Here is a 25,475-nt window from a genome sequence, read left to right on the forward strand (position 1 = left end):
CTGAGCGGGTAAAATTTCTGGTAATGCGTTATGGCCACCCTGTCTGATATTCCTTTTTCTCTGCTGGATCTTGCGTCGGTACCAACCGGCAGTTCCGTTGGTGACACACTGCAGCGTATGTTGCGTTACGCCAAACATGCCGACCAGTTAGGCTTCGAACGTTTCTGGTTAGCCGAACACCACAATATGGCGGGCATCGCCAGCAGCGCCACCTCGGTATTAATTGGTCAGGTGGCCGCACAAACTGAAAATATCCGTGTAGGTTCCGGCGGCATTATGTTGCCCAATCACCCGCCGTTAGTTGTAGCGGAACAGTTTGGTACGCTGGACTGTTTATTCCCCGGTCGGATCGATTTAGGCCTGGGCCGTGCGCCAGGTACTGACCCGATTACCAGCCGCGCATTACGTCGCGACGATATGCGTGCGGAAAACTTTCCCGATGAAGTCAGCGAACTGCAAACCTTATTAGGTCCGGATGCTGGCGATAAACGCGTACAGGCGTATCCCGGTGCTAACAGCCAGGTGGATATCTGGTTGCTGGGATCGAGTTTATTCAGCGCCCAGCTGGCAGCACAACGTGGATTACCTTATGCATTCGCGGGGCATTTTGCTCCTAAGCTGGCGCGCGAAGCACTGGCGCTTTATCAGCAGAATTTCCAGCCATCGGCACAGCTGGAAAAACCCTACGCCATTTTATGTTTGCCACTGATGTTGGCTGAAACAGACGATGAAGCCGCTTACCTCGGTACCAGTTCACAGCAGCGGGTGTTGTCGTTAATGAAAGGCCAGGCGCTGTATTTACCGCCGCCGGTAGAATCCATGAAAGGTATCTGGAGCCCGATGGAACAACTGCAGGTTGAAGCCTTTTTAGGACTGTCGGTCAGTGGTGGCCCGGCGGCCGTAAAATCAAAACTGGAAGTGATGGTGGAACAACTGCCGATACAGGAGCTGATGTTTACCAATGATATTTATGACGAAGGCAAACGCTTAAAAGCGTTGGAGTTAGTGATGGAACTGAAAGCTTAGTAACCACCATCCACAACAGAGCGGGCATACTATTGCAGTGCCCGCACCGAGAGGGTTTGCTCATCACTGAGCCCACGATCATCCGTCACGGTTAAACGATACTGACCCGGACGGGCATGCCAGAACAAAGTTTCGTTACCGCTGCTTTTGCCAATAAATTCATTATCCGCAAACCAATAAGCGTGGGAGGCATCGGCATCCAGTGTGACCTGCAAAGGAATCGCCTGTTCGCCACGATTATTCAGCCGCAACTGATATTCCAACCCTGCCACCGGCGAGGTGATTTGTGGAGCAACACCGTTATACGCCGAGGTTAATGCACATTCAGCCGGAGCCGCCGGAGGCTGACGTCGCTGAATCCCCGCCATGGAAAATATCTGACGAATATCCGACGGCCAGAATTCATACACCTCTAACCGGGTTTTACCCTGGGTGTGATAGCAGGCACGTTTACCCGTACGGATATCAAAAGGGATTGCCCGGAATATATCCGATGTGGCAATAGGCGATACACCGGGAATAAACCAGCCCGCTTTCTGCCGCGGACAATATTTCTCCGGCAGCTTGCCTGTTGGTTCACAGATATTAACCTGCTGCACATTCAGGTCGGTGCCGTGATTACGCTTTTCAGAACCCGGAAGCGGCGATAAAGCACGCATAATATTAAAAAATAATGGTCCGGCTGCGGAGCGGCCAATAAAGTTCGGGTTACCCTTTCCATCAAAATTTCCCACCCAGACAATCAGGGTGTAATCATCATTGGCTCCAGCAGCCCAGGCATCACGAAAAGCGTATGAAGTACCGGTTTTCCAGCCAATTTTTGCACGATTTCTGACAACCATTTGTTGCGCCAGGTTGTGTCCGGGCGCCGGGTTTTGCTGCAACATATTCAGAACCAACCAGGCACTTTCCGGAGTTAATAACTGCCGCTGGACTGACTTCATTTCGTTGGCATTCATTTCAGAATCCAACACGGTATTTAACGGTTGTAGTTTTCCTGCCGACGACAACATCGTATAAAGCTGTGCCAGCTCAAGCATGCTGACATCCAGCCCACCTAATACCAGCGACATGCCATAATGTTTTTCAGCTTTGAGTGGTGAAATACCGGCCTGCTGCAACCAGGAATAAAACCCCGGGCTGGTTAGCTGCGTCGCCAGCGATACCGCCGGTACATTACGGCTGGTAATTAATGCATCGGTAGCCGTCAGTGGTCCGGCAAACTGTTTGTCGTAGTTCTCCGGCGTATACGCGCCATAGCGCTGCGGAACGTCTTTCAGCAATGTCAGTGGATGTATTTTTCCCTGATCCATCGCCAGGCCATAAACAAAAGGTTTCAGAGTCGAACCCGGCGAACGTTTGGCGGTAACAATATCAACCTGACCGCTGATGTCGTGATTATTAAAATCCACCGACCCCACCCAGGCTTCAATATTGTGGTTGTGGTTATTCACCAGAACAGCACCCGCATTTTGAATCCCCACATCATGCCGGGATTCGACCCAGGCACGAATGTGTTTCTCCAGTAATTGCTGGTGCGACAGAGTTAATGTGGTTTTGATATTACCGCTTAAATAGCGATAACGCTGATTAAGATAACGAACAAAATGTGGCGCCAGAAACGGCAGATCGGCGCTGCGGTATATCTGCAAGGGTAACGACATCCACAGTTTTACCAACCCTAATTGCTCTGCTGTTTCAGGCACATCGGTCAGCCAGCGCTGATAAAGAATATCGCGCGCCCACAACATATTCTGATAACCGCTGATCGTCTGCGGATTACGCTTAACCGGGTTTTGTGGCACCACCGCCAAGGCCATGGCTTCAGCCAGATTCAGATCTCGTGCATGTTTATGAAAATAAATCAGACTGGCAGCACCAATGCCTTCGATGTTGCCACCGTAAGAAACTGAATTCAGATATGCCGCAAGAATTTCAGCCTTGCTGTAATGTAATTCAATCCATAAGGCTGCAAAAATCTGCTGAATTTTTCCGACGATGGTGCGGGACTCAATCCGGAAAGCATGACGGGCAACCTGCATGGTGATGGTTGAACCACCAACACGTCGTTCATTGCTGACGTAAGTGGTAATAAATGCCCGCCATAACGCAATCAGGTTAACGCCAAAGTGATGATCAAAATACTGGTCTTCATAAAGGGTGGTGACCTGACGAATCTGTGGACTGATTTCTTCCAGCGTCAGCGGCAGACGATAGCGATCATCGTCTGCCAGCGTCAGTCGTAGCAGTTCATCGTTTTGATCGTAATAAGCCGTTGACCAGCTTTGCCAGGCAAACAGCGTCGGTTTTGGCAACAAAACGGCCGCCAGCCATAACAGCATGACAACCGACAAACTGCCCACCAACGTCACCCGTAAAAAACGTTTCACGGATTTAATCCCGCCGATTATTCATCGTTTACTACGGTGATTGTTGCTGCTGCCGATTGTGACCAGATATCCGGATCGTACATAGATTCGGCATAAGCTGGCGGTGCAATAAATTCACCTGCTGCAGTCGCCTTGATACGGTACTCAAGTTCGGTAACAGATGATCCGAAGCCACCATAGAAAATCACCCGGTCTTCACGAACATCGACATAATCGCTGTTCCAGTGATTGCTCTGACGAGGCACCGATTCACGAATCACTTCAAAACCACCCGGCAGTAAATCAATCACAGCAATGTTATCAACCTGTCTGCCGTTAAGGGTGCGAATGCGCAAACGCACCACAGCTTCTTCACCCTGTTTCAGCGTGGTAATTTCTTTACCATCTTTATTCAACAGTTGATGCACCACTTCCAGATTACTGTTTTCAGCAGCCGGCATTACCGCCGGGAAGCCAGACTGGCTGGCCTGATAAAACACCGGATTATCACCACGAATTAAAATCTCGTCAGATATTGGCGTATTCTGATTCAGCGGAATATTCGCAGTTGGGAAAATTACCGTCGACGATAACGCCAGGTTATCCAGCTGAATTTCCTCACCATCTTTATCCTTCACCACAAAACGGAACGTGTCTTCGGTTTCATCACCGTAACGCGCGCGATTCTGGCGACTGTAAGCCTGTAACGCCATAGTGGTATACGATGCACTGATGGTATTAAAGCGACCACGCATCAACGGTTGTAATAACGGCATAATGGTATTTTCCACATCCAGCTGCTGCTGAATTTTCGGGAAGTGTGCCGATACCAGATACACGTATTGGGCGTTAACCGTCAGGTCCGACTGGAAGTCGGTTGGCTCTTCCACTTTATTATCAAAGCCAAACTGCTCCACCATCGCAGCCGCCTCATCGTGCTTTTTCAGCAACTGATAAGTGGCCGCCATATACATCGCCATAATATCTTTTTGCCAGCTTTCACCCTGTGATTTCAGCGTGTCGTGCAGATCAATCAGATAATTGGTTGGAATTTCCTGTGCCCGTGCCAACAGATAAATTGCTATGGCGCGGTGGCGTTGTGCCACACGACCATTAGCCTGCTGCCGGGCAATACGACGCAGGTATTCTACAGTGGAACTGATCAGTTCATTTTCCACCGCGTAACCATACGCTTTAGCATCCAGCAAGAAGTGAGTCGCGTACAGGCTGGCAAAATGGCTGCCGTAATAACCCGGCCACATATTAAATCCGCCTTCGCTGGTCTGGCGTGAATATAAAGTGCCAATGACCCGCTTAACATGATCTCGGGTTTTCTGTTGCATCGCCGCATCCGTTTGTGATGCCGCCAGACCCAGCCATGGGAATACCCGACTGACAATCTGTTCGGTACAACCATGCGGATAATTATCCAGGTACTGGCTCAGACCTCCCGCCATAACCATCGGGCTGGATGACGCAGAAATGCTCTGCGAAGCAAAGTCCGGGTAGAGGGCAAATGGTAACTGAGCTTCGGCATTACCACTGTCATCAAATCCGGAAGCAACCCGGGTACGGAAGGTTTGCGCCGGTCTGACACTTAACGTTGCCACACGGCTGGTTTTTCTGCCCGGCATTCCCTGTTCATCAATGTATTGAGCGGTAAATACCAGTCGTCCTTCGCCAGGGTTATTCAGCGCTTTAATGCGAAAATCGGTACGGCCTTCGTTGCCTTCGGCAATGTTCAGCTCCGTTGTTAACCCCGCTTTTTGTGTTAAACCCGTTTCTTGCGAATGATTACCGGCCAGCGCCAGGTTATCGGATAACTGCAGCGACACCTGCACCTTACCTTTATCCGCTACACCCGGTACCAGATTGGCGACTCCCAGCGTGACATCAAATTCATCCCCCGGTGCAGCCACGGTGAGTACGTTCGGTGATAATACAAACGAGCCACGCACCAGCGTATCTTGCTGGGCAATACCCAACGACGATTCATTAGCTGCAACGGCCATTATTTTCAGATTGCCACTGAATGAATCCGGCACAATAAATTCAGCACTGCGGGTTTTATTATCGACCCCCATTACTCCGGACCAGAACACTGCAGGCTTATCCAGTGTACGGGCAAATGGATTAAGGTTAGCGCCTAATAATTCGGCCATTGGCGAACCACCACCCACACCAGAAAGATTACGGAACACGCTGTATTCCGGCAAAATCATATCGAGAATCTGGAAGCTGCTGACCTGCAACGCTTTTTTCTTCATAAAGTGATTCAGCGGTTTAGGCTGCTGGTAATCAGCCACCTGCAAAATGCCTTCATCAACCGCAAACACAATAATATTGCCCGGTTTATCGGAGCTGTAATTAATAGCCACCTTCTGGCCCGGCTCTACTCGCTCCGGTGCTTCCAGTTTGATATCCATTACCCGGCTGCTGCGATCAATATTAAACGGCACAACGGCATAACTCAGCGGACTGGTAAAAATTTCCTGTGAATCCAGAGAGCGAACAAAAGCCACATTCACATACGCATTACCTTCCAGACCCGGTGGAACGCGTATGGTTTGTACCGAGCTGTTAGTCGTGGAAGTAAACCACTTCTGTGCGTGCACGGTATTACTTTCGATACTGATCAGACCAGAACCGGTATAAGGAGCAATAATATTGACCTCGATTTCTTCTCCAGCCTTGTAATCGTTTTTATTCAGACGAATCGATAGCTCGGCATTTTTCTCTAATCGACCGGCTAAATTAGCACTGCCTGCTACGTTGTATTTAAAGCGCGATAATAATTCGTCGTTAGCGGAATACAGCGACAGCTGATAATCACCGGGCTCAGAAGTGTCCAATGCGTATTGGCCACCGTTGCTATCAAACTCAAAATCATCGGATGACATTTCAACATCACGGATCACAGTCTGATAGGCGTATAAACCGTTTTCCTGACGAACCAGTGACGAAATGGGTTGTTTCTTAATACGAACCAGCTTCAGCCCTGTCATGGCCTGTTTTTCCAGCTGCGGATTTAACGCAATAAAATGTACATGGCGTTGCTGATCTTTTTTCAGATATTTTAACTGACCATCCGCTTTATGCCCGACCAGAAGACTTAGTGGCGAGACCAGCATTTCACTTTGGGCAGTGACACTGCGACCACCACCAGGCTCATAACCTTCGCCATAAAAAGTTAAACGGTAAGTACCTTTATCAAATTGCTGCAGTGAAATATCAAACTCGGCCATGCCCTCATTATCGGATTGAGTGCCAGGTAAGGTTTGATTCAGTCGACCATTACGGGCTTTGTTATGGCGCAATGGATCGGTAAAACGATAATCGCTGAATTCCCGGAAAGCGAAAGTCACGGGCTTGAGTTCAATCGCCGCTTCAACCCGGCGATTTTGTGCTGGCGTGCCGAACAGATTTTTCAGTTGTACTTTTGCCTTCAAACCAGTCGCCGTTGCGGCTTCAGCCTGCGTCAGGCTATACCAGCCTTTACTGACGCCCGGCACAAGCTCGGTGCGGATCTTCATGCTGTCCGGCTGAAATTCTTCTACCGAAAATTCTGTTTGGCCAAGGTGCGTGGAGGTGTAACCCCGTTTATTCACCCGGTATAAGTGTGCTTCATAATCACCGGTTGGCGTCGCAGCGGTGGTTGGCATTTCCAGATCAAACAAGCCGTTTTCCGGAACCGCCATTCTCTCTTTTAATACCACATTACCTTTCGGGTCATGAATACTCAGCTCCAGTGGAATACCCGTTTTTACCTGCATATTTTCCTGTCGAACCATCACACCCAGGCTGACGGTTTCACCCGGACGATAAATGCCCCGGTCAGAAAACAGGAAACCCTTCAGGTTTTTACCATTATTATTGCCACCGTATTCACCGTCGATATCAAAACCGGAAAAATCAATTCGACGCTGATGGCGACTATATGGCAGATAGGAACTGTCGTTGCCATAACTCACCAAATACGCAACCGGCTGGCGCTCATTGCGGTAACGATCAGCACTGGCAAACGTTACGCCACCTTGAGCATTGGTCGTGGCTGAAAATACTGGGATACCATTACGACCCAGCAGTTTGACTCTGGCACCAGCCACAGGTTTACCTGTTTTAACCGATTGCACATAAACAAACTGTTGGCCGTCGGCGGCTTTTTTCAACATGATGCCGAGGTCTGTCACCATCACAATACGTTTTTCAGTAACGACGCTGTAATCACGACCTTTCTGATAACCTTCGGCTTCGATAATGAAAATACCCGCCGCCTGGCTTTTCAGATATTGCGCCAGAGACAGTGATGCATAATTAACTTTTTTGGCTGAATTTCCGGAGAGATACAAACGCTTCTGGAAAGATCGGGTCAGATTATATTTATTGAAGTTGTAGTTACTGAACTCCAGTTCATCAAGATCACCATAAGTCTGGGTGACAAAGTGATTCAGCTGATCATCTAACAAACGATAAATATTCACACGGATTTCGTTAATTCCACGGGCGCTGAAACTCAGGGTTTTATCACCGGCTAATGACAACAAGCTGCCTTCACCGGCAATATCCAGTTCTTTCGGATATTCCGGAGCCCTGAGCACCTCTTCATATGTTTTAGTCATGGCAAAACCACTGACCGATTTCAGGCCTTTTTCAACACGCAGGTAAAGATATTTACGCTCAGGTTCATCAATACGCAGGTTATAAATATCCGACGATGGCTCAGCATTAGGAATCAATTCATAGCGAATTTTATGGGCATTGCTGTAACCGTTTTTACGGATATAACCCACTGAGCGGTGACGCGGCAACCTATAAAGATTCAGGCGTTGTTTAAACTCATCTTCAGACACATGGTCGGTCAGAGAAATGGTAATAACCTGTTCGGGGTCATTATCTTTATTACGCACAATCTGGCTGCGGGCATCGCGTACTTTCATAAAGCTCGACGTATCCGGCAACAGCATTTTACGTTTAACGTCTTTGCCCAGCGTGGTGGTTTTTTCTGCGTTAGCAACATCATCACTAACGGTCAAAAATACATACGCTTCCTGCTGCGGTAATTTAATCGGCGCTGATTTGATATAGGCATCGTAGCCGTCATCGCTAAAGGTCACGTCAAAATTAAAGCGGCGAGCGGCAGTCACACCATCGTGTTTTTCCTGCAGGCTGATTAGTTCATTCAGTGCTTGCTGTTGCACCGGATGAGAAAAAGACACGGTGGCGACCAGGTTTTTCAAAGAACGATCCAGCGGGTCGTTATACAGCTCCATATCCTTGATGCTGGCAGAAAACGGTCGGGTTTCGAAGCGGTATTCGGTGTTGGCCAACTGCAGGTCTGGCTGAATCAATTGTGGTGCTAAGGTAACTTCGTATTCCTGGCCAGCAGGCCAGTCCTGTTTTGGGATAAACATCAGTGTGTTCTGATTTTCCCAGTGCCAGGTACCGGCTTTTTCCGGAAACAGACGAATGCCACGGGTCACTGTTTCACCAATGTTTTCTAACGGTGCTGCTGAAGGGTAGCGGCTGCTCTTATCCGACCGCTGACTCAGGCTGCGTTGATCAAAACGAAAATCCAGCCGTAATGCTTCAGGCTGCGCTCCGGAGTGGCGACCCATCAGCCCGGGAGCACCAACCTCGGCGACAACGGCCAGTGGTTGTGGCCAGAGCTTGTGATACAACTCGTAAAAATACTGATGCTGAAAGCCGGCAAAAATAACAACCAGCAGAAAGTAGAAAATCAGTGGTTTCGACTGACGTAGTTGATTGCTCCATTGCAGCCAGGTTGGCGCATTCCAGTTGAGAGAACCGAACAGGACACGGAACACCAGACGAACAGGCGCCGTTAACATCAGTAGTAAACGAATAAGTATGCCTTTCTTTCCAGGCTTCTGATCCGTTTTTTCCGTTGCACTATCGGTCATGTCCGCCTTGTCCTTATTAATCAATAAACTGGCATGAGTATAGTCACTTCAACTGTTGAGTGAAATGACATCAGACATCAAATCAGCCACACACCGATCATAAAGCCATAGCTGAATCTCAGCTGAACAAAAGAGGCAAAGTTAGTTAAGTTACGGTTAACAAGTGACTCGCTAAACTGATGATATATTGTTATTGATCGGTGAGTTCTCATGCCTAAATCCAAATTGATTCCCACACTGTTATCGAGCGCCATTGCGGCCAGTGCGTTGGTGAGCGTGACATTGCCATCGATTTCTTACGCCAATAATGAAGGTGCTGTTGCCTGGATTCTGCCTGGTGATCAATGGAAAACACTGGAGACAGAACACTTTGCTTTTCATTTTCTGGAACAGCATCAACAAATGGCCAAACGTGCCGCAACCATTTCAGAAACCCAGTGGCCTATTTTAACCAAACGCCTGGGGTGGACTCCCAAAGATAAAGTCCAGGTTGTTTTGACTGATGACATTGATGCGTCAAATGGCTGGGCTCATGTCGAACCCTTTAATCAAATGCGCCTGTTCCTCAGCCCTCCCGATGGCGGTACCACACTGGAAGCCTATGATGACTGGCTGAACCTGCTGATTACCCACGAACTGACTCATGTTATTCACATCGATATGGCACGGGGTATTCCCGGCTCGGTGCGTAAAATATTAGGGCGTCATACGCTGACATTCCCTCATGCTTATCAACCCGGCTTTCTGATCGAAGGGCTGGCGGTTTATACAGAAACCAATCATGAACTGGGTTTGGGTCGTGGTCAGAGCAAGGGCTATGATATGCAAATGCGCATGGAAGTCTTAAACGGCATCGACGACCTGAATCAGGTTGCGATTACCTTACGCGATTGGCCGATCGGCAAACATTATTTGTATGGTTATTATTACTACCAATTTTTAACCGATACTTATGGTGAAGATAAACTGCGTGAGTATTTAGCGCTGTATTCCCGCAACCTGGTGCCATTCAACTTTCTTTTCTTAAATCCAGATGCCAGAAAAGTTTTTGGTAAAAATTATCAGGGTCTTTGGCAAGAATTCAGAAGCTGGCTGCAACAACGGTTTGAACCACAAATTGCAGACATTCAACAGCAGAAGATGACCAGCCTGAATACTGTCAGTAATGAAGGCTATTCTCTTGATGCCAGTGCCAGTAACGGTAAAGACTATTATTACCTCTACCGTAACGGTGAAGACCGACAGCATATCGTTAAAGTCAACGAAAGCGGTTCGCTAGAAAAACTGGCTGAAGTTAAAGATGCCAATAATATTGACGTTAATACTAACGGCGACGTGTTATATACCCGCTTAGTTAACCGGGCAGACGGTCGCGCCTATGCTGATATTTTTATGCTGAAAGACCAGCAGGAAATACGCTTAACCAAAAACAAACGCTATCGCGATATTCGTTGGATGCCAGTCCAACAAAATCAGCCGTCACGAATATTGGCCAAGCGTTTAAAAGATGGTGTGAGCCAACTGGACTTGTTATCAGCACAAGGCGATCCATTAAACACGTTATGGCAAGGTACATTGGATGATGTATTGGGTGAATTTTCGGTATCTCCCGATGGCAACACCATCATTGCTACGGTAAAACGCAAAAATCAGGGCTGGAATCTGGAGTTATTTGATATCAACAAGCGTCAGTGGCGAGCCATCACCAACAGCAAAGCCATTGAAACCGGCCCCCAGTTTATTGACAACAACACGCTGATTTATGCAGCGGACTACGAAACAACCTACAATATTTATACGCTGGATTTAACCACCCAGAAAATATCGCAGCTGACACACCTGATGGGCGGCGCTTTATCACCCGAAGTCGTGAACAACAAAGTTTACCTGCAGAATTATACGGCAGATGGCTATGAGCACAGTGTTATAGAAGATGCTGAAATTATTCAGTCTTTTTCTCTGACCGATATTCGCGGCGAATATAATTATCCTGACCCGTATTCACGGTTTGTTCAGCACAGCGACATTCAGGACTACAGCCCTTGGAAATCACTGGTGCCCACACGTTGGATGCCGATTCTGGGTGGTGATGATAATTCCAGCTTTATTGGTGCATCCATCGACGGCAAAGATGCATTATTACGCCACAGCTATGAAGCATCGTTAATACACGATACAACGAATGGCGTCAGCAGTGGTTCACTGCAATATTTTTATGATAATAAATGGCAGTTCAGTTTTTTACGTGAGCACGAATACAACGAACGGGACATCAACAATGAAGAGCGACTTCAGGTTCGTGAATCTGACGTGATAGAGATTGCGCGCATCAACCTGTTTTCTGCGTTCGAAAATGAGCTTCAGTTCAGCCTCGGCTTACACAGCGATAAAGAAAAAGATCTGTCTGGTAAAAACAGTGATAAACGCTTTATTCAATATGAAGACGCAAAACAAGAAGGCTTAGTCGGTGCCCGGATTGACTTCTCTAACGCCGAAGGATTTTTGCATTCTCCGGGAACCAGCTGGGGCCATCAGGCCGCCTTTATCTGGGAAACCAATGATGCGATCAGTAGTGATTATGATGGCAACCGTTATAACCTGAACTGGAGTGTCTTTACCGATCTGCCGGGAACCAGTGTGTTAGCCTTCAATACCTCAAACGCTTATGGCGATGATGACGCCAAACGTTTTGACCTCGGCGGAAATGACCTGCAAACCACCGACACCCTATTCGGGCGTGATAGCTGGGCACTGCGTGGCTACAGCGATACCGTACAAAGTGGCAGCCGGTTAAATGTGAACACACTGGAGTGGCGCACCCGCCTTGGGGATATTGAACGCAACTGGGATATTTTCCCTCTGGGTCTGGGTAATATGAGTGCCAACGTGTTTGTTGATTCGGGCGCAGCCTGGCAGGACCAGCAAGACGCAAAATACCTGACCTCTGCTGGCGTTGAGTTCAGTACCGAATTGGTGGTGTTTTACGCCATGCCATTACCGTTAAGGCTGGGCTATGCCCACGGTTTTGACAAAGATGAAGGAAAAGACGAGGTCTACCTCAGTATTGGCTATCAGTTCTGACATATCCTGACTTGTCACAACACTTCCTCCGGGGACAGTTTGATGTAATTACGATATGCTGAAAGTGTTTGCGTAACTTGTGATTCACTATGATCGATATCGCCGCTACGTTCATTACTTTCTTTGCTGTCGTTGACCCCATCGGCACCGTCCCCGTTTTTCTTGCGGTTACCCGACAATTTGACGAAAAGGCGCAACGCCGCATTGCTCTGATGGCCACCCTGACGGCGGCAGCCGTATTACTGTTCTTTGTTGTTGCAGGCGAGTTAATTCTGAATGCGATGTCGATTCCATTATCCGCATTCCAGATTTCTGGCGGTATCGTATTATTTTTATTTGCATTAACCATGATTTTTGGTGAAAGCAAACCCGATGAAGAATTACGTTTATTAAACAATCAGCGTGAAACAGCCATTTTTCCACTGGCCGTGCCTTCTATAGCCAGCCCAGGGGCGATGTTAGCCGCTGTATTACTCACTGAAGATTCACTCTATACCCTGACAGAACAGGCACTGACCTTTGTTGTGTTGTTATCAGTGCTCATCGTTACCTACCTGTTAATGCTCATGTCCGGAAAAATAAACAAAGTCATTGGACTCAGCGGTGCCAGCGTTGTCAGCCGAATCATGGGAGTGATATTAGCGGCCGTGGCAATAACCAACGTCCTGGAAGGCATCACCAGCTATTTCAACCTGAATGTAACACCATAAACATCAGAGAAGAGGAGACTGAAACATGACAGACAAAAACAAAAAAGTGTCTATTGTTCATGAAGAATTACCCGAAGAACACGACGACCCGTTAATTCGTTTTCTTCATCAGATTATTCGTCTCGCCATCAAAACTCTGGCCATACTGATGGTTCTGATCATTATCTGGGGGGTAGCGGATGTTGTATTTGTGGTGTATCAGCGTCTGGTTGAACCACCCTTTTTACTCCTCAGCGTGAATGATATTTTTCAGGTATTTGCTGCTTTTATGGTGGTACTGATTGCCGTCGAAATTTTTATTAACATCCGGCTTTACCTCGGCACGAATGTGTTACCGATACAGCTGGTGATTGCAACAGCTCTGATGGCAATCGCCCGTAAAGTAATCATTCTCGACTTTGACACGATCACGCCCAACTACATTATGGGCATCGCTGCAGTGGTATTGGCACTGGGAGTCTCTTATTGGCTGGTCAGTAAAAAATCCTCGCATTAGCACCTGTTGGGCAGGCGCTAATGGCAGAACGTTAATATTCAGAATACGCCGTTGTCATTACGAATATCACCGCCACTGATCAGCGAATAAAAACGCATGAAGCCGTCCAGCGCCTGAATCGAATCCCAGTGTTCAACAATACGGCCATTCTCTAAACGCCAGGTATCAATAATATTCATGCCTTTCCCATCATTGCCGCGATCATCTTTGTTTAGCGTCGCATGGGAGTGAAAAATCACATAATCGCCATCCACATAAATATGTTTTACGTCGTAGCTGTAGTCAGGGTAGTCTTCAACAAACTCCTGCAGGAAACCCACTAGACCGGTGACTTTGTCTGGCAGATTGCGATTATGCTGTGTGTAAGCACTGTCATTGTAGTGCTCTAAGACATACTCGAAGTTGTGATTGTTCATCAGGTTCTGCACAAAGTCAGTAATCACTTCAGCGTTCTTCTGCTCCTGCTCTGTCCAGTTAGCTTTCTGCAATGCAGCCAGATCAATCTGAATGGTATCTTTTGCCTGAGCTGTAACAGCCGTAGCAACCAGTATTAACGAGGTTATGAATTTCCACATAATAAACTCCTGAAAGTTTTCTGTTTTACTGTGTTTTCTAAGTAGTTAGTTACTTATGTATACCATAGTAATTAATCATAACTGGCTGCACAATTAGGCACAGAAAACTGCCCAGGTTACTTTTTAGTAACCTTCAGTTATTACTGAATATTCAGGAGTGTGTCTTTATAACGCTGCTCTATAAAACTGGTTTTTAGCCACAGAAGTAATGTCTGCACTAAGCCTATTCCGTGAAAAACGCATCAAAAAAAGCGTCTGATTCATACAGACTCCCAGAGAAGCTCTGTACGCGTTTGATTTTTCTGCCTTCGACTTGATGCAGCAACACCCAGTTAATATCGATATTGTCATCACCTTTGGTGCTCCAGCCACGGTGTGCATCAATGACATAAGTATCGTTAGCGCAAGAATCATTACTTCAGCGTTAAAGCCCGCAGCCGCTAATTTAGCAAAGAAGTCGGTGAATTCTTTCTCCGTTTATTTCAGTGAAATTTTCTGACTTTCTTTTCTATCCAAGCGAGCCTTAGCTAATTCCCCCGCCTTACCTAACACATCACGGCTGCCTTTTTCCGAACCCGCTACTAAGGTCAGGGATTTAATGGTCCAGCCATTCGCGCCCTTTTCCAGCTCATAATTATATTCTCCACTGATTTGCCAGAAGCCATGTTCACCGGTTTTCAGATCGGTTAAATAATGGTTCGCGGTTATGTCGGCAGTCGCGGTAGCACTGTTACCTTTTACCGTTACCTGCATATTGCTCAGATCATGGCGAGTCAGATCGAACCCAGGTAACAAACCAGCCCAGGATTTCATCAGTTCGACACGAGGCACAGTTGCAGGCTCTCCACCAAATGCTGAGGTGTAATCCACAAGCACTTCGTCGCTGAAGATACGACCCAGATACTCAAAAGCATTTTGGTCAGCCAGAGTGCCCATGCTCTGCAATTGCAGCCTAATTTGTTCTTGGTCAAAATTCGGTTTTTCTGCCTGAGTGGTCATGGCTAACACTCCCATGGTTAATGCGATTAATAATTTTTTCATAACGACTTCTCTTACGATGATTGCTTCCGCTGAGATGATTGAAGCAAAAGCGCTTCAATCATCGGCTACAGGATTTAATTGGCGTTAAAGTGTTGAGCAACCAGGTCGGCAGCTTTGCTCACGTGCTCAGCCACGTCATAAAAATCGAACTGGGTAACATCCGCCAGCCATTCAGCTTTTACATTTTCACCCGCCGTTTGCAGATACTGTTTGGTACCTGCTGGTAACGCCATCGCTTCAGAAGCGACCATAAGCACTGGTTTATCTTGTTTCCCGGCATGAGCCAAAGCGTTATAGGTTAACCATGGTTTCCAGGAAGCGACGTTAAATTGATTATCGTATTCCGGGATCAAACCACGACCAGCTTCTGTGTAATAAGGTGCCTGGAACATCAGTGAGTTTTCGTTGGTGGTACTGGCCGCTTCAATCAGAACGGCGTCATCTGCGGCAGCAGCTTCTTCACCCGCTTTAATCAGGCCATTAACATTGTCTTCACCACCATAAATAGCATTGGCTAATTCGCGATCATGCAACCATGGCGCAACAACCGCAGCCGCTTTAACTTTGGCATTTTGATTGACCGCATCCAGCATATAACCTGCCGATGCACAGACGCCTAAGCCGTAAATTCGGGAAGTATCTATATCTGAAAATTCACTGGCTTGTTGGCCTGTAACCATATCAATAACCGCGGCAATATCCGCCGTTTTACGCGCCGGATCTTCCAGGTATTTCACATCATCAGCTGACTCTCCCCAGCCACGAAAATCAAATACCAAGACAGCAAAACCACGCTCGGATAATGCTTGTGCATAGGTCGTTGGCATTTGTTCTTTCACCGTGGTCCAGGCACCGGTAATAATCGCCAAGGGCAGATTTTTTTGTTCACCTTCCGGCAAATACAGATTGGCAGCTAATTCACCAACAGAGGTTTTCAGAGTTAACGTTTTCATACTTTGCTCCTGAGTTTTTTATATATTTTTATCGTGAAAATTTAAACAGGCTCTACCTGATAATCATGAATCGTCACGGCACCGTGTTCGTCCAACGTTACCTGCCAGGTTCCGTTCACCAGCAAGTTGATGGCTTCACCATTAAATGGCGATTCCGGGAATGTCTCAGCCAATAAACGAATACGTAATTCAGCCTGATAACCGTTTTCAGTTTGTGAGACTTCGATTTGCTCGACCTGATGATCACAACCCGGCTTAAAGGTGCGGCGGGCTATTTCATACCAGGCGCTAAAGCCCTGATGGCCTTTGAATTTTCCTTCAGGCATATTCCAGTTCACATCCGGTGCTAAACGCTGGGTGAAAAATTCATCTCCTTCCGGTAATTGGTCGAACTGGCCGAACCAATCCGCAACAAACTGGCGGATTTTTTCTTCCGCAGAATCCTGAATGGTTTTGATCTCACTGATCAGACGGTTAGCGTGGCCAACAGCGCGGGCCTGAACATCTTCCAGCTTGTTATACACACCCGGGATATACACCATGCCGTGGGTGTAAACCGGCTTGCGATAATTCATACCCGCCAGATAAGCGGTTTGCTGCAATGGACGAATAAACTGTTCAATATTGAAGTGGTTGTAGCCCAGCGGATCGTAAGAATCCTGTGGACCACCCACAGTAAATGACAAGAAGAAGTCTTTGCCTTTTAACTTGTCGCCTTCAGCACCAAAAGCAAAGTTGAAGGCAAAAACATCGTCCATCCACTTTTTCATCAGTGCAGGCACTGAATACCAGTAGAATGGGAATTGCAGCACCACCACTTGAGCTTCGAGCAATGCTTGCTGCTCGGCTTTGATATTGATGTTGTAGTCTGGATACAAAGCATCCAGACGACGAATTTCAACGTTATCCAGTGTACTGTGCAGCTGCTCCAGGATGACGCTATTGGTGTGGGATTGCTCTAGGTCTGGATGACCTGAAATGATCAATACCTTAGAACTAGACTTACTCATAACAACCTCTGTATGTCTCTGCGTTTTGATTTGATAACTGCAGTCTATGCTTGGGTTTTAGTAAGTTTTAGAGCAATAAAAACTAATGGATTGTTAGGCATCAACTAACAATGTTAAATTCTATTCAGATCAACCAGTTACAGGCTTTGAGCAACAGGAATCGGTTATGAAAGGCGCCACTTTTAATCAACTCAGCATCTTCCAGAGCATTGTTCGTGAGGGCAGTATTCGCGGGGCGGCGCGCAAGCTGGAGATGGCACCCCCATCGGTCAGTCAGGCGCTGAAGCTGCTGGAAGTTGAGGTTGGCCTGCCGCTATTTACCCGCTCCACGCGCCGGATTGAATTAACTGAAGCTGGGCAGCTGTTGCATCAACGTACCAGCGGCGCGATTAACACGCTGGATTACGCGGTTGAAAGTATCCGTGATATGAACGAACAACCGTCGGGCCGAGTCAGTATTACCCTGCCAAGATTTGTGTTTCAGTTTTTTCTGAAACCTGTCTATGCCGAGTTCTGCCAGCGCTACCCCGATATTCAGCTGGAGATTTCTGTTTCAGATAAAGCAGTGAATATTCTTGAAGAAGGTCATGATGCCGGTATTCGTTTTGGCAACCGGGTGGAACCGGGTATGGTGGCGCGCCAGTTAACAGCACCGATGCACGAAGCGTTATTTGCGTCGGATACGTATCTTGAGAAATACGGTAGACCGAGGTCACCAGCCGATTTACAGGCCCATAAACTGGTGCAATATCGCTTTATTGCCTCTAATCAACTGGCTCCCTTAATGCTGCAGGAAAATGGCCAGACCATTACTGTACAAATGCCGATGGGCCTGATCGTTAACGATACTGACGCTATGGTCGACGCAGCCGAAAAAGGCATTGGTATCGGCCGGATTATTACTCCGATGATTCAGCAGCAACTGGATGATGGTATTTTAAAGCCGGTATTAGAAAAACACTGGCAGCCGTACTCTGGCTTATATGTGTATTTTGTTCAGAACAGCCAAAAGGCTCTGAGAGTCAGAGCTTTAATTGATTTTTTAGTGGAAAAAGGAAAAGAGAGGCACGGAATCTAATTTATTTCGTGCACTGAATTTCTACATTCCAGGGAGAATAAAAAGCTAAAAAAGCAGAAGAAAATAATATCGATTCGACAATGACATTTACCCCGCCGCCAACCAGTCCGTTTTTCAGACGAAACTCGACTTCAGCGCTTTGCCAGGGTTTGCCACGGCAATCGGTATAAAGATTAGCAGGCTCACTGACTTCCACCATGCCATTAATAATGGTGTGGTGCCAATGTTGTATTTTGGCGTTGCTTTTAGGCCGCTCGACTTCCTGAGTGAAGGTCATCGATGCACAACCAGAAACAAACAACAGCATCACAGTCAGTACCGAGAAAATACATTTAAACATCAGCTTTCCTCACACCAGACTTTGGCTGTGCGAGGGAAATAAATACCCAGAGTCAGCGTTTGTAATAACCAATCAGATAAAGTACTGACTGACTGCATTTGCATTACCCGTCGTCCCTGACAAATATCGGTGGTATTAATTTCATATTCGTTTTTTAAGCCCCACCAGTAATAGTCTTTGCTGCTTTGGTAGGTTGGTTTTGAGGTATCTTTTTCACCACCATAAGGGCGCATCGTGACGCTGGAGCAGGCATTCAACAGCACCGTTAACAAAGCGATGATTATTAATTTAACCCAATGTTCTGGCAGCATTAAGATTACCTCAGTCACCCGTTGTTAAACGCGGGGAAATTTAATACAAAAACAAGCGCCTCCGGAAGAGGACTCCGTAATCGTCAGCGGTGCCTGATAATTATCAAGGATTTCTTTGACTAACGATAATCCTAAGCCCTGCCCTGGTTCTGCCGTATCGAGCCGTTGCCCTCGCTGGAAAACCAGGTCTCTCTGAGCAGTGGGAATGCCCGGGCCATCATCAGAAACCATAATGGTTAAGGTGTCCGATGATTGTTGCGCAAACACCTCAACGGTACTGCGACCATATTTGCAGGCATTATCGATCAGATTCGCCATGACTTCCATTAAATCATTCTCATCTGCATTGATATCGAGCTGTTCATCCAGATCCAGATGTATAGCCATGGCTTTATGCGCATATACCTTATCCATCGCTGAGCAAATAGATTGCAATACGGGTAATAATGTTACTTTTTGGATCACCAGCCCTGATGCTCCACTGGTGGCACGCTTGAGTTGGTAGCCAATGGTGGAGTTCATTTTTTCGATTTGGTACTTCAGCTCATTCGCCTCGGCCGTTTTCTCGCGCTGTTGCTGCTGATAAACAATACCAGACATCACGGTTAATGGCGTTTTCAGGCTATGAGATAAATCCGCCATGGTATTACGGTAACGCTCACGCTGGCTGCGTTCTGAATGAATAAGCCGATTTAATCCGGAAGTCAGCGGCTGGAGTTCCGTCAGGTATTCACCCTGTAATTCACTTTTTTCTCCCAACTGAATCGCTTCCAGGTCAGACGTTACCCGATGCAAAGGCGATAATCCCCAGCGCAGAATTAAATACTGAACCAACAAAATAAAGGCAGATAATCCAACCAGCAATACGACCAGCGTTTTACGGTAGCTCAGGATGTGATGACTCAGATCATCCAGATCTTCAAGAATCATAATATTAAACACCGGGCCGGGTTTGCCGGAGTCAGACCAGCTCACACCAAACCGGGCCAATAAATAGTATTTATTCCCGCGGCTAACGGTGGAGTACATCCACTGCCCCTGATCTGCCCAGGCCGTTTTAAATACCGGAATATCATTGGCAGACAATGACGACCAGACCGGGCGAAACGTTTGATCAACAACCTGAGCATACAAGCCGGATTTTTCCTGATTAAAACGTTGCTCCTGTAAATAAGCCGGAAAATACAGTTGCTGTTGATAATATTCCGCAACCGATAAAATTGAATAACTATGAAGTTTTAACCGCTCCTGCATGGCATTCAGTTGCGATGCATAAAACGATCTTTCGAGCAGCACACCAACCCCCGTCATCAAAACAAATAACGTCAGAATTGAAAACGTCATTAACCGGCCGATTAACGAGTGGAGCATGGTGCCGTGTGACTCATGGTATGTAGTTATTCATGGTGTGTTAAACCTGTTTCTGAAACTGGTAACCACGGCCCCGCAACGTCGTGATCGGGGCATAGTTATCATGTGCTGCGAGTTTCTTTCGTAGCCGTCCGATTAATACTTCGATGACGTTGCTGTCACGCTCAAAATCCTGATCGTATAAATAATCGGTTAATACGTTTTTCGAAATTACTTCACCCGAGCGACGCATCATATATTCCAGAATTTTGTACTCAAATGCGGTCAGTTCCATCGGAATGCCACCCAGGCTGACCTGCTGACTGGTCAGATCCAGCGCTAATGGCCCGTCTTGCAGGATATTATTATTGCCGGTTGTTCGACGTAATAATGCCCGACAACGCGCAGCCAACTCCTCAATATGAAACGGCTTTTCCATATAATCGTCGGCACCGGCATCCAGCCCTTCTACACGTGACTTCCAGCCGTCACGCGCTGTCAGAATCAGCACCGGGAAGCTACAGCCATCGGTACGCAGTCGCCGAATCAGTTCAATGCCATCAATCTTTGGTAACCCCAGGTCAACCACCGCCATATCAAACGGGTACTCGCTGGCGAGGAAATACCCCTCCATGCCATCACCAGCCGCCTGACAATCAAACCCGGTTTGTTGTAACTGTTGTACCAGTTGTTGTTGTAACAACTGGTCATCTTCCACAATCAGAATTTTCATTCGGAGGCTCCGTCAGGGTTAATCAATTCAGGGGCGCTTGAAGAGGGTAGCGCCGGGGGCGAAACAGTCGAGGGGGGCGAAGTAAGTGTTGAGGGTGCTGGAGCTGCCCGAAAAGCAGGGCGCTCATCCAGCAAGCTACCGTCGGTTGCATTCAGATAGAAGGTAGATATCGTGCCACTGCTCAACAATAACTTGATACTGTAACTGGATGGTTGGGTGTCCAATAACCGCACAGACAATACCTCTCCCGGATACAGCAACGTCAGTAGCCTGGCGGCTTCCGTCGGCGCAATCACGCCATCCGGCAACTGGCTGTTTTGTGGCGCATCTCGGATCACCGGTGGTGCCTGTTCAGCCCCTTGTATGCGACGCTCCATCCAGCGGCTGGCTGGTGTCACAAGCTCTTCCAGCCATTCGGTGGAAGGGTTGATGGTTTCTTCAACCCAGGTATTCCCATCGTCATCAGAGGCATGAAGCGGTACTGACAAACACACACAACATAGCCAGAAGACAACTTGCCTTCTGACCCTGCTGCTGAATTGTGAGTATTGGTACATAAACATGAAAAACCTGATGCCGTTACAAACTGCGGCGAGCGCAGTAAACACTGTATTTTAGTTGATTTGCCTGAACCTTAACTGAAAAAGCAAAAGACTGATAAATGTCGTGTTTACCCATCAACAAATCCTCTGGATAGTCTAAAATGATAATCTAATCACTGCTGACCAGTTAAGACGGATCCAACTTGAAGCTCCTTCATCAGACTTTTCATCGCTATCGACGCTCTTTAGCTCAGGTGAAGCTGGTGTTGCTGCTGTTTGTTATTTCTACCGCCACCCTGCTGACGTTTACCTTATCGACATCCCGTGCCATCAGTCAGCTCAATGTTGAATGGCAAACCTACGGTGCCCAATCCCAGGCCAAGTATGAGCTCATCAGCCAGCTTAGGGCATCGATTGGTTACATGGGCTTTATTCATCACTTCAAAAACTATGTCATCCGGCGCGAATCCCATTACCTAAGCAGTGCTCATAATGCCATGGTAACCAGCCAGGAGCTGCTGCACCGCTATCAGCAACAACCCCTTAACGAACTTGAAAAAGCCGCGTTGAATGATCTGAAAGCGGTGATCAGCTCCTATCAGGAAAAACTCTCTTACGTTGAACATACAGAAGTAATTAACCTGGACATCCGCGAGCTGGACAACCGGGTGAAAGTCGACGACACCGCCGCGGCCAATGCTCTGATTATCCTCAACACCTTGCTCGAAGATGATTACCATCACGTCAATCAACAAACGTCTGAATTGCTAACAATCGCCAAACAACGATTACAGCTCTTATCCGGCATTGGTATCCCACTGCTGATTATTTTTTGTTTGTATGCCTCGGTACTGGTGATTCGTGTCACACGCTCTAAAAGTAACCTGGAAACCTTATTTTCGGTGATTCCGGAAGGGTTTGTGGTCGCCGATAAAACCGGGCGTATCATCAAGGTTAATCCACAAGCCTGCGATATTTTTGGTTACAGCCAGGCCGAATTGCTGAACAAGAACATAGAGGACCTGATTCCAGAAGAAGCATCCAAACATCACGGCCAACTGCGTCAGCAATACCTGGCCCGCGACCGCAGTAAAGTTTCGTCTGACAGCCGTATTTTTTATGGCCTGCATAAAAGCGGAGAGCAACTGCCACTGGATATTGAAGTAGCGACCCTGACAGAGCGCAAAGCGCAGCAGGTCATTGCCATGATTCGCTGCCGTAAAGAAGAACTGAAGCTGAAGCAACTATCCGAATCCGACCATCTGACCGGCGTGAAAAACCGTCTGGGCATTGACCGGGTTTTTCATCAGGAAATTGAGCGCTGCCAACGTTATCAACACCCCCTGGCCTTCTTGCTGATCGATATTGATCACTTTAAACCCATTAATGACCAACTTGGCCATCAGGCCGGTGACAAGATTATTGCCACCGTTGCCGATATTTTAAAGTCAGAGTCGAGGCCTTCCGACAGTATTGGCCGCTGGGGTGGTGATGAGTTTTGTGTAATTTGCCCGGAAGTCTGTGCCGAAGGTGCTGCCGAGCTGGCAAAACGCGTGCAAAAACAATTACAGGCAACCAAGTTAATCCATCCTCTGACGAATACAGCACCCACTCTCAGTATTGGTGTATCAGAACTGAACGACGGTGATGACCCATCTGCGTTGTTTGCCCGTGCCGATAACAATTTGTACCGTTCTAAAGCACAAGGCCGGAACTGTATCTGTTGTGATACATCTGATGGTGAAACCTACTTATGCTGATGGCAGTTTCAAGTCTTTCTGCCATGGCAAAGTAAAACCATTCAAGTCAGCATCTAAGCGAAATAATGGCTGACCACTTAAACGGTATTTACGCTCAAATGGCGTGATGTCCGAGTCTTCGGTTTCCATCATTAATGGCGAAAACTCACCATCCAATCCGGCCACCTCCAACGCCCGCTGAAACTCCTGCAAATACAACGGGAAGTTCGAGCGCATCTGCAATTGCCCACCCAGCATTAACAAATACGGGAATACGGCTGCACCATGCCAGCGACGTTTAAAATGGGTCGCCTTCGGCCATGGGTTCGGATACAGAATATAGTGATGTGTTAGCTGCCAACCATCGGCGACGGCTAAGCGCCAGAAGTCGTTAAGATCCACCCGCGCTAACCGATAGTTGTCCGCCGTGCGACGATAGCTATCGTGTTTTTCAATCCTCATATCCGACTTATCCAGGCCAAGAATAAAGGCATCTGGATGACGTTCCGCCAGGTTCACCGTACTCTCACCAACACCACAACAGGAATCCAGAATCAGCGGCCGGCCATCCGCCTGCCAGGCCTCCTTCAGACGATAAAAGGTTTCCAAGGTGGCATCGTGAAACGGCTTCTGGAACGGGCCAGATAAATGCTTACGGACAATATCATCCAGTCGTTCGTGCAGACCTTGCTGGTTGGTTTCGACCGTGCGGGAATCAGTACGGGAACCGCTGGGAGCTGTACTTGCGGGTGTGACGTCAGACATAAACCATTCTTTAAAAGTCAGATACAAAAAACCCGCCTTAAGCAGCGGGTTTATTTAAGCGTTTGAGCTTAATCAGAGGCCAAAGCTATGACGCAATACAATCGTCTCTACACGGTCAGGACCAGTGGAGATAATATCAATCGGTGCACCAATCGCTTCTTCAACAAAACGAATATAAGCTTTCGCGTTCTCTGGCAGATCTTCCAATTTCTGCGCGCCCACCGTGCTTTCGCTCCAACCCGGCAGCTCTTCGTAAATCGGAGTGATTTTTTCGAATTGATCGGCACTGGCTGGTACATTCATGCGGTTACCGTTTTCGTCCTGGTAGCCCACACACACTTTAACGGTTTCTAAACCGTCCAGTACGTCCAGCTTGGTCAGGCAGATGGCGTTCACTGAATTAACACGGATGGAGTGTTTCACCAGTGCTGCATCAAACCAGCCACAACGACGAGAGCGACCTGTAGTAGTGCCTTTCTCATGACCAACGGTGGCTAAGTGCTCACCCACTTCATCGAACAGTTCGGTTGGGAATGGGCCAGAACCAACGCGCGTGGTGTACGCCTTGGTGATACCCATGATCTGATCCAGATACAGCGGGCCAACACCAGAACCGGTCGCCACACCACCGGCCGTGGTGTTAGAAGAGGTTACAAACGGGTAAGTACCGTGGTCGATATCCAGCAGTGTGCCTTGTGCACCTTCGAACATGATGTCGCCACCGTCTTCACGGATGGTGTGAACCATGTCGACTGCGTCTACTACGATATCTTTGATTTGCTCAGCCCACTCTTTGCAAGACGCCAGTGTCTCTTCGTAGTTAACTTCATCAACGCCGTAGTAATTTTTCAGCGAGAAGTTGTGGTATTCCATCACTTCTTTCAGCTTGTCGGCGAATTCCGGCTGGAACATATCACCCACGCGTAAGCCACGACGAGACACTTTATCTTCGTAGGCTGGGCCAATACCACGGCCTGTGGTACCAATCTTAGCGTTGCCACGCTTGATCTCGCGAGCCTGATCCAGAGCAACGTGATACGGCAGAATCAGTGGGCAAGCGTGAGAAATACGCAGACGCTCCATCACCGGAACACCACGTTCTTCCAGCGAGCGCACTTCTTTTAACAGCGCATCGGGAGCCAATACCACACCATTGCCGATGATGCAGCGTACGCCATCACGCAGAATGCCAGACGGAATCAGGTGCAATGCGGTTTTAACACCGTCAATTACCAGGGTATGACCCGCATTATGACCGCCCTGGAAACGCACAACCGCAGTGGCCTTCTCAGTCAGCAGATCAACAATTTTACCTTTACCTTCGTCACCCCATTGGGTGCCAAGAACAACAACGCTTTTGCCCATCTCGGTATCAATCACTCTGTTAGGGCCTCATTGATCGAGTCAACTTGGCCGTTATCAATTAAAAATGAAA

19 protein-coding genes are annotated in these 25,475 nt (G+C 47.6%); 6 read left to right on the forward strand and 13 right to left on the reverse strand.

Annotation, left to right across the window (positions count from 1 at the left end):
- Window positions 1–30 precede the first annotated feature (30 nt).
- Complete coding sequence (locus KFF03_RS15550) at window positions 31–1,026, forward strand: LLM class flavin-dependent oxidoreductase (protein ID WP_255857833.1); 996 nt, start codon at window positions 31–33, stop codon at window positions 1,024–1,026.
- A 29-nt stretch (window positions 1,027–1,055) separates the two neighbouring features.
- On the opposite strand, the gene pbpC is transcribed toward KFF03_RS15550, so the two are convergent.
- Both pbpC and KFF03_RS15560 read right to left on the reverse strand, forming a co-directional pair.
- Window positions 1,056–3,416, reverse strand: a complete 2,361-nt coding sequence (gene pbpC / locus KFF03_RS15555) for a penicillin-binding protein 1C (RefSeq protein WP_255857835.1) — start codon at window positions 3,414–3,416, stop codon at window positions 1,056–1,058.
- 17 nt (window positions 3,417–3,433) lie between these two features.
- Window positions 3,434–9,316 (reverse strand): alpha-2-macroglobulin, encoded by a 5,883-nt coding sequence (locus KFF03_RS15560; RefSeq protein WP_255857836.1) that lies wholly within the window; start codon window positions 9,314–9,316, stop codon window positions 3,434–3,436.
- A 210-nt stretch (window positions 9,317–9,526) separates the two neighbouring features.
- Between KFF03_RS15560 and KFF03_RS15565 the strand changes: the two genes are divergently transcribed.
- The 3 genes from KFF03_RS15565 (at window position 9,527) to KFF03_RS15575 (ending at window position 13,603) form a co-directional block, all read left to right on the forward strand.
- A complete protein-coding gene (locus KFF03_RS15565; RefSeq protein WP_255857837.1) occupies window positions 9,527–12,397 on the forward strand; it encodes a hypothetical protein in 2,871 nt (956 codons plus the stop codon).
- 89 nt (window positions 12,398–12,486) lie between these two features.
- Window positions 12,487–13,107, forward strand: a complete 621-nt coding sequence (locus tag KFF03_RS15570; RefSeq protein WP_255857838.1) for a MarC family protein — start codon at window positions 12,487–12,489, stop codon at window positions 13,105–13,107.
- Window positions 13,108–13,132: 25 nt separating this feature from the next.
- Complete coding sequence (locus KFF03_RS15575) at window positions 13,133–13,603, forward strand: phosphate-starvation-inducible PsiE family protein (protein ID WP_255857839.1); 471 nt, start codon at window positions 13,133–13,135, stop codon at window positions 13,601–13,603.
- Between the two features lie 38 nt (window positions 13,604–13,641).
- On the opposite strand, the gene KFF03_RS15580 is transcribed toward KFF03_RS15575, so the two are convergent.
- The 4 genes from KFF03_RS15580 to KFF03_RS15595 all read right to left on the reverse strand — a co-directional run bounded on the left by KFF03_RS15580 (window position 13,642) and on the right by KFF03_RS15595 (window position 17,182).
- On the reverse strand, window positions 13,642–14,178 hold the full coding sequence (locus KFF03_RS15580) for a nuclear transport factor 2 family protein (protein ID WP_255857840.1): 537 nt from the start codon (window positions 14,176–14,178) through the stop codon (window positions 13,642–13,644).
- A 477-nt stretch (window positions 14,179–14,655) separates the two neighbouring features.
- Window positions 14,656–15,219, reverse strand: a complete 564-nt coding sequence (locus tag KFF03_RS15585; protein ID WP_255857841.1) for a nuclear transport factor 2 family protein — start codon at window positions 15,217–15,219, stop codon at window positions 14,656–14,658.
- 74 nt (window positions 15,220–15,293) lie between these two features.
- Window positions 15,294–16,172: an alpha/beta hydrolase gene (locus tag KFF03_RS15590; RefSeq protein ID WP_255857842.1), complete on the reverse strand. Its 879-nt coding sequence runs from the start codon at window positions 16,170–16,172 to the stop codon at window positions 15,294–15,296.
- 41 nt (window positions 16,173–16,213) lie between these two features.
- On the reverse strand, window positions 16,214–17,182 hold the full coding sequence (locus KFF03_RS15595) for an NAD(P)H-dependent oxidoreductase (RefSeq protein WP_255857843.1): 969 nt from the start codon (window positions 17,180–17,182) through the stop codon (window positions 16,214–16,216).
- 166 nt (window positions 17,183–17,348) lie between these two features.
- Here KFF03_RS15595 and KFF03_RS15600 point away from each other — a divergent pair, with 166 nt between their 5' ends.
- Window positions 17,349–18,260 (forward strand): LysR family transcriptional regulator, encoded by a 912-nt coding sequence (locus tag KFF03_RS15600; protein WP_255857844.1) that lies wholly within the window; start codon window positions 17,349–17,351, stop codon window positions 18,258–18,260.
- Window position 18,261: 1 nt separating this feature from the next.
- Here the strand turns inward: KFF03_RS15600 and KFF03_RS15605 are convergent, their stop codons facing one another.
- The 5 genes from KFF03_RS15605 to KFF03_RS15625 form a co-directional block, all read right to left on the reverse strand.
- Window positions 18,262–18,600, reverse strand: coding sequence for a hypothetical protein (locus KFF03_RS15605; RefSeq protein WP_255857845.1), 339 nt, complete (start codon window positions 18,598–18,600; stop codon window positions 18,262–18,264).
- The gene (locus KFF03_RS15610) at window positions 18,600–18,911 is read right to left on the reverse strand and encodes a Bor family protein (protein ID WP_255857846.1); all 312 of its coding nucleotides are present in this window, start codon (window positions 18,909–18,911) and stop codon (window positions 18,600–18,602) included. The genes KFF03_RS15605 and KFF03_RS15610 overlap by 1 nt, the downstream gene beginning before the upstream one ends.
- A gap of 24 nt (window positions 18,912–18,935) precedes the next feature.
- Complete coding sequence (locus tag KFF03_RS15615) at window positions 18,936–20,255, reverse strand: ATP-binding protein (RefSeq protein ID WP_255857847.1); 1,320 nt, start codon at window positions 20,253–20,255, stop codon at window positions 18,936–18,938.
- Between the two features lie 67 nt (window positions 20,256–20,322).
- Entirely contained in the window at window positions 20,323–20,994 is a 672-nt protein-coding gene (locus tag KFF03_RS15620; RefSeq protein WP_255857848.1) for a response regulator transcription factor, read from the reverse strand.
- The gene (locus tag KFF03_RS15625) at window positions 20,991–21,482 is read right to left on the reverse strand and encodes a hypothetical protein (protein WP_255857849.1); all 492 of its coding nucleotides are present in this window, start codon (window positions 21,480–21,482) and stop codon (window positions 20,991–20,993) included. The genes KFF03_RS15620 and KFF03_RS15625 overlap by 4 nt, the downstream gene beginning before the upstream one ends.
- 257 nt (window positions 21,483–21,739) lie before the next feature.
- Between KFF03_RS15625 and KFF03_RS15630 the strand changes: the two genes are divergently transcribed.
- Window positions 21,740–23,296 carry a sensor domain-containing diguanylate cyclase gene (locus tag KFF03_RS15630; protein ID WP_255857850.1) on the forward strand — a complete coding sequence of 519 codons (1,557 nt, stop codon included), beginning with the start codon at window positions 21,740–21,742 and terminating at the stop codon, window positions 23,294–23,296.
- Here the strand turns inward: KFF03_RS15630 and KFF03_RS15635 are convergent.
- Together KFF03_RS15635 and KFF03_RS15640 are read right to left on the reverse strand one after the other, a co-directional pair.
- Entirely contained in the window at window positions 23,288–24,040 is a 753-nt protein-coding gene (locus KFF03_RS15635) for a tRNA (guanosine(46)-N(7))-methyltransferase TrmB (RefSeq protein ID WP_255857851.1), read from the reverse strand. The genes KFF03_RS15630 and KFF03_RS15635 overlap by 9 nt on opposite strands.
- A gap of 72 nt (window positions 24,041–24,112) precedes the next feature.
- Window positions 24,113–25,405 carry an adenylosuccinate synthase gene (locus tag KFF03_RS15640; protein WP_255860941.1) on the reverse strand — a complete coding sequence of 431 codons (1,293 nt, stop codon included), beginning with the start codon at window positions 25,403–25,405 and terminating at the stop codon, window positions 24,113–24,115.
- Window positions 25,406–25,475 lie beyond the last annotated feature (70 nt).

It is taken from the genome of Bacterioplanoides sp. SCSIO 12839 (genome assembly GCF_024397975.1).
Taxonomy (GTDB): Bacteria; Pseudomonadota; Gammaproteobacteria; order Pseudomonadales; family Oceanobacteraceae; genus Bacterioplanoides.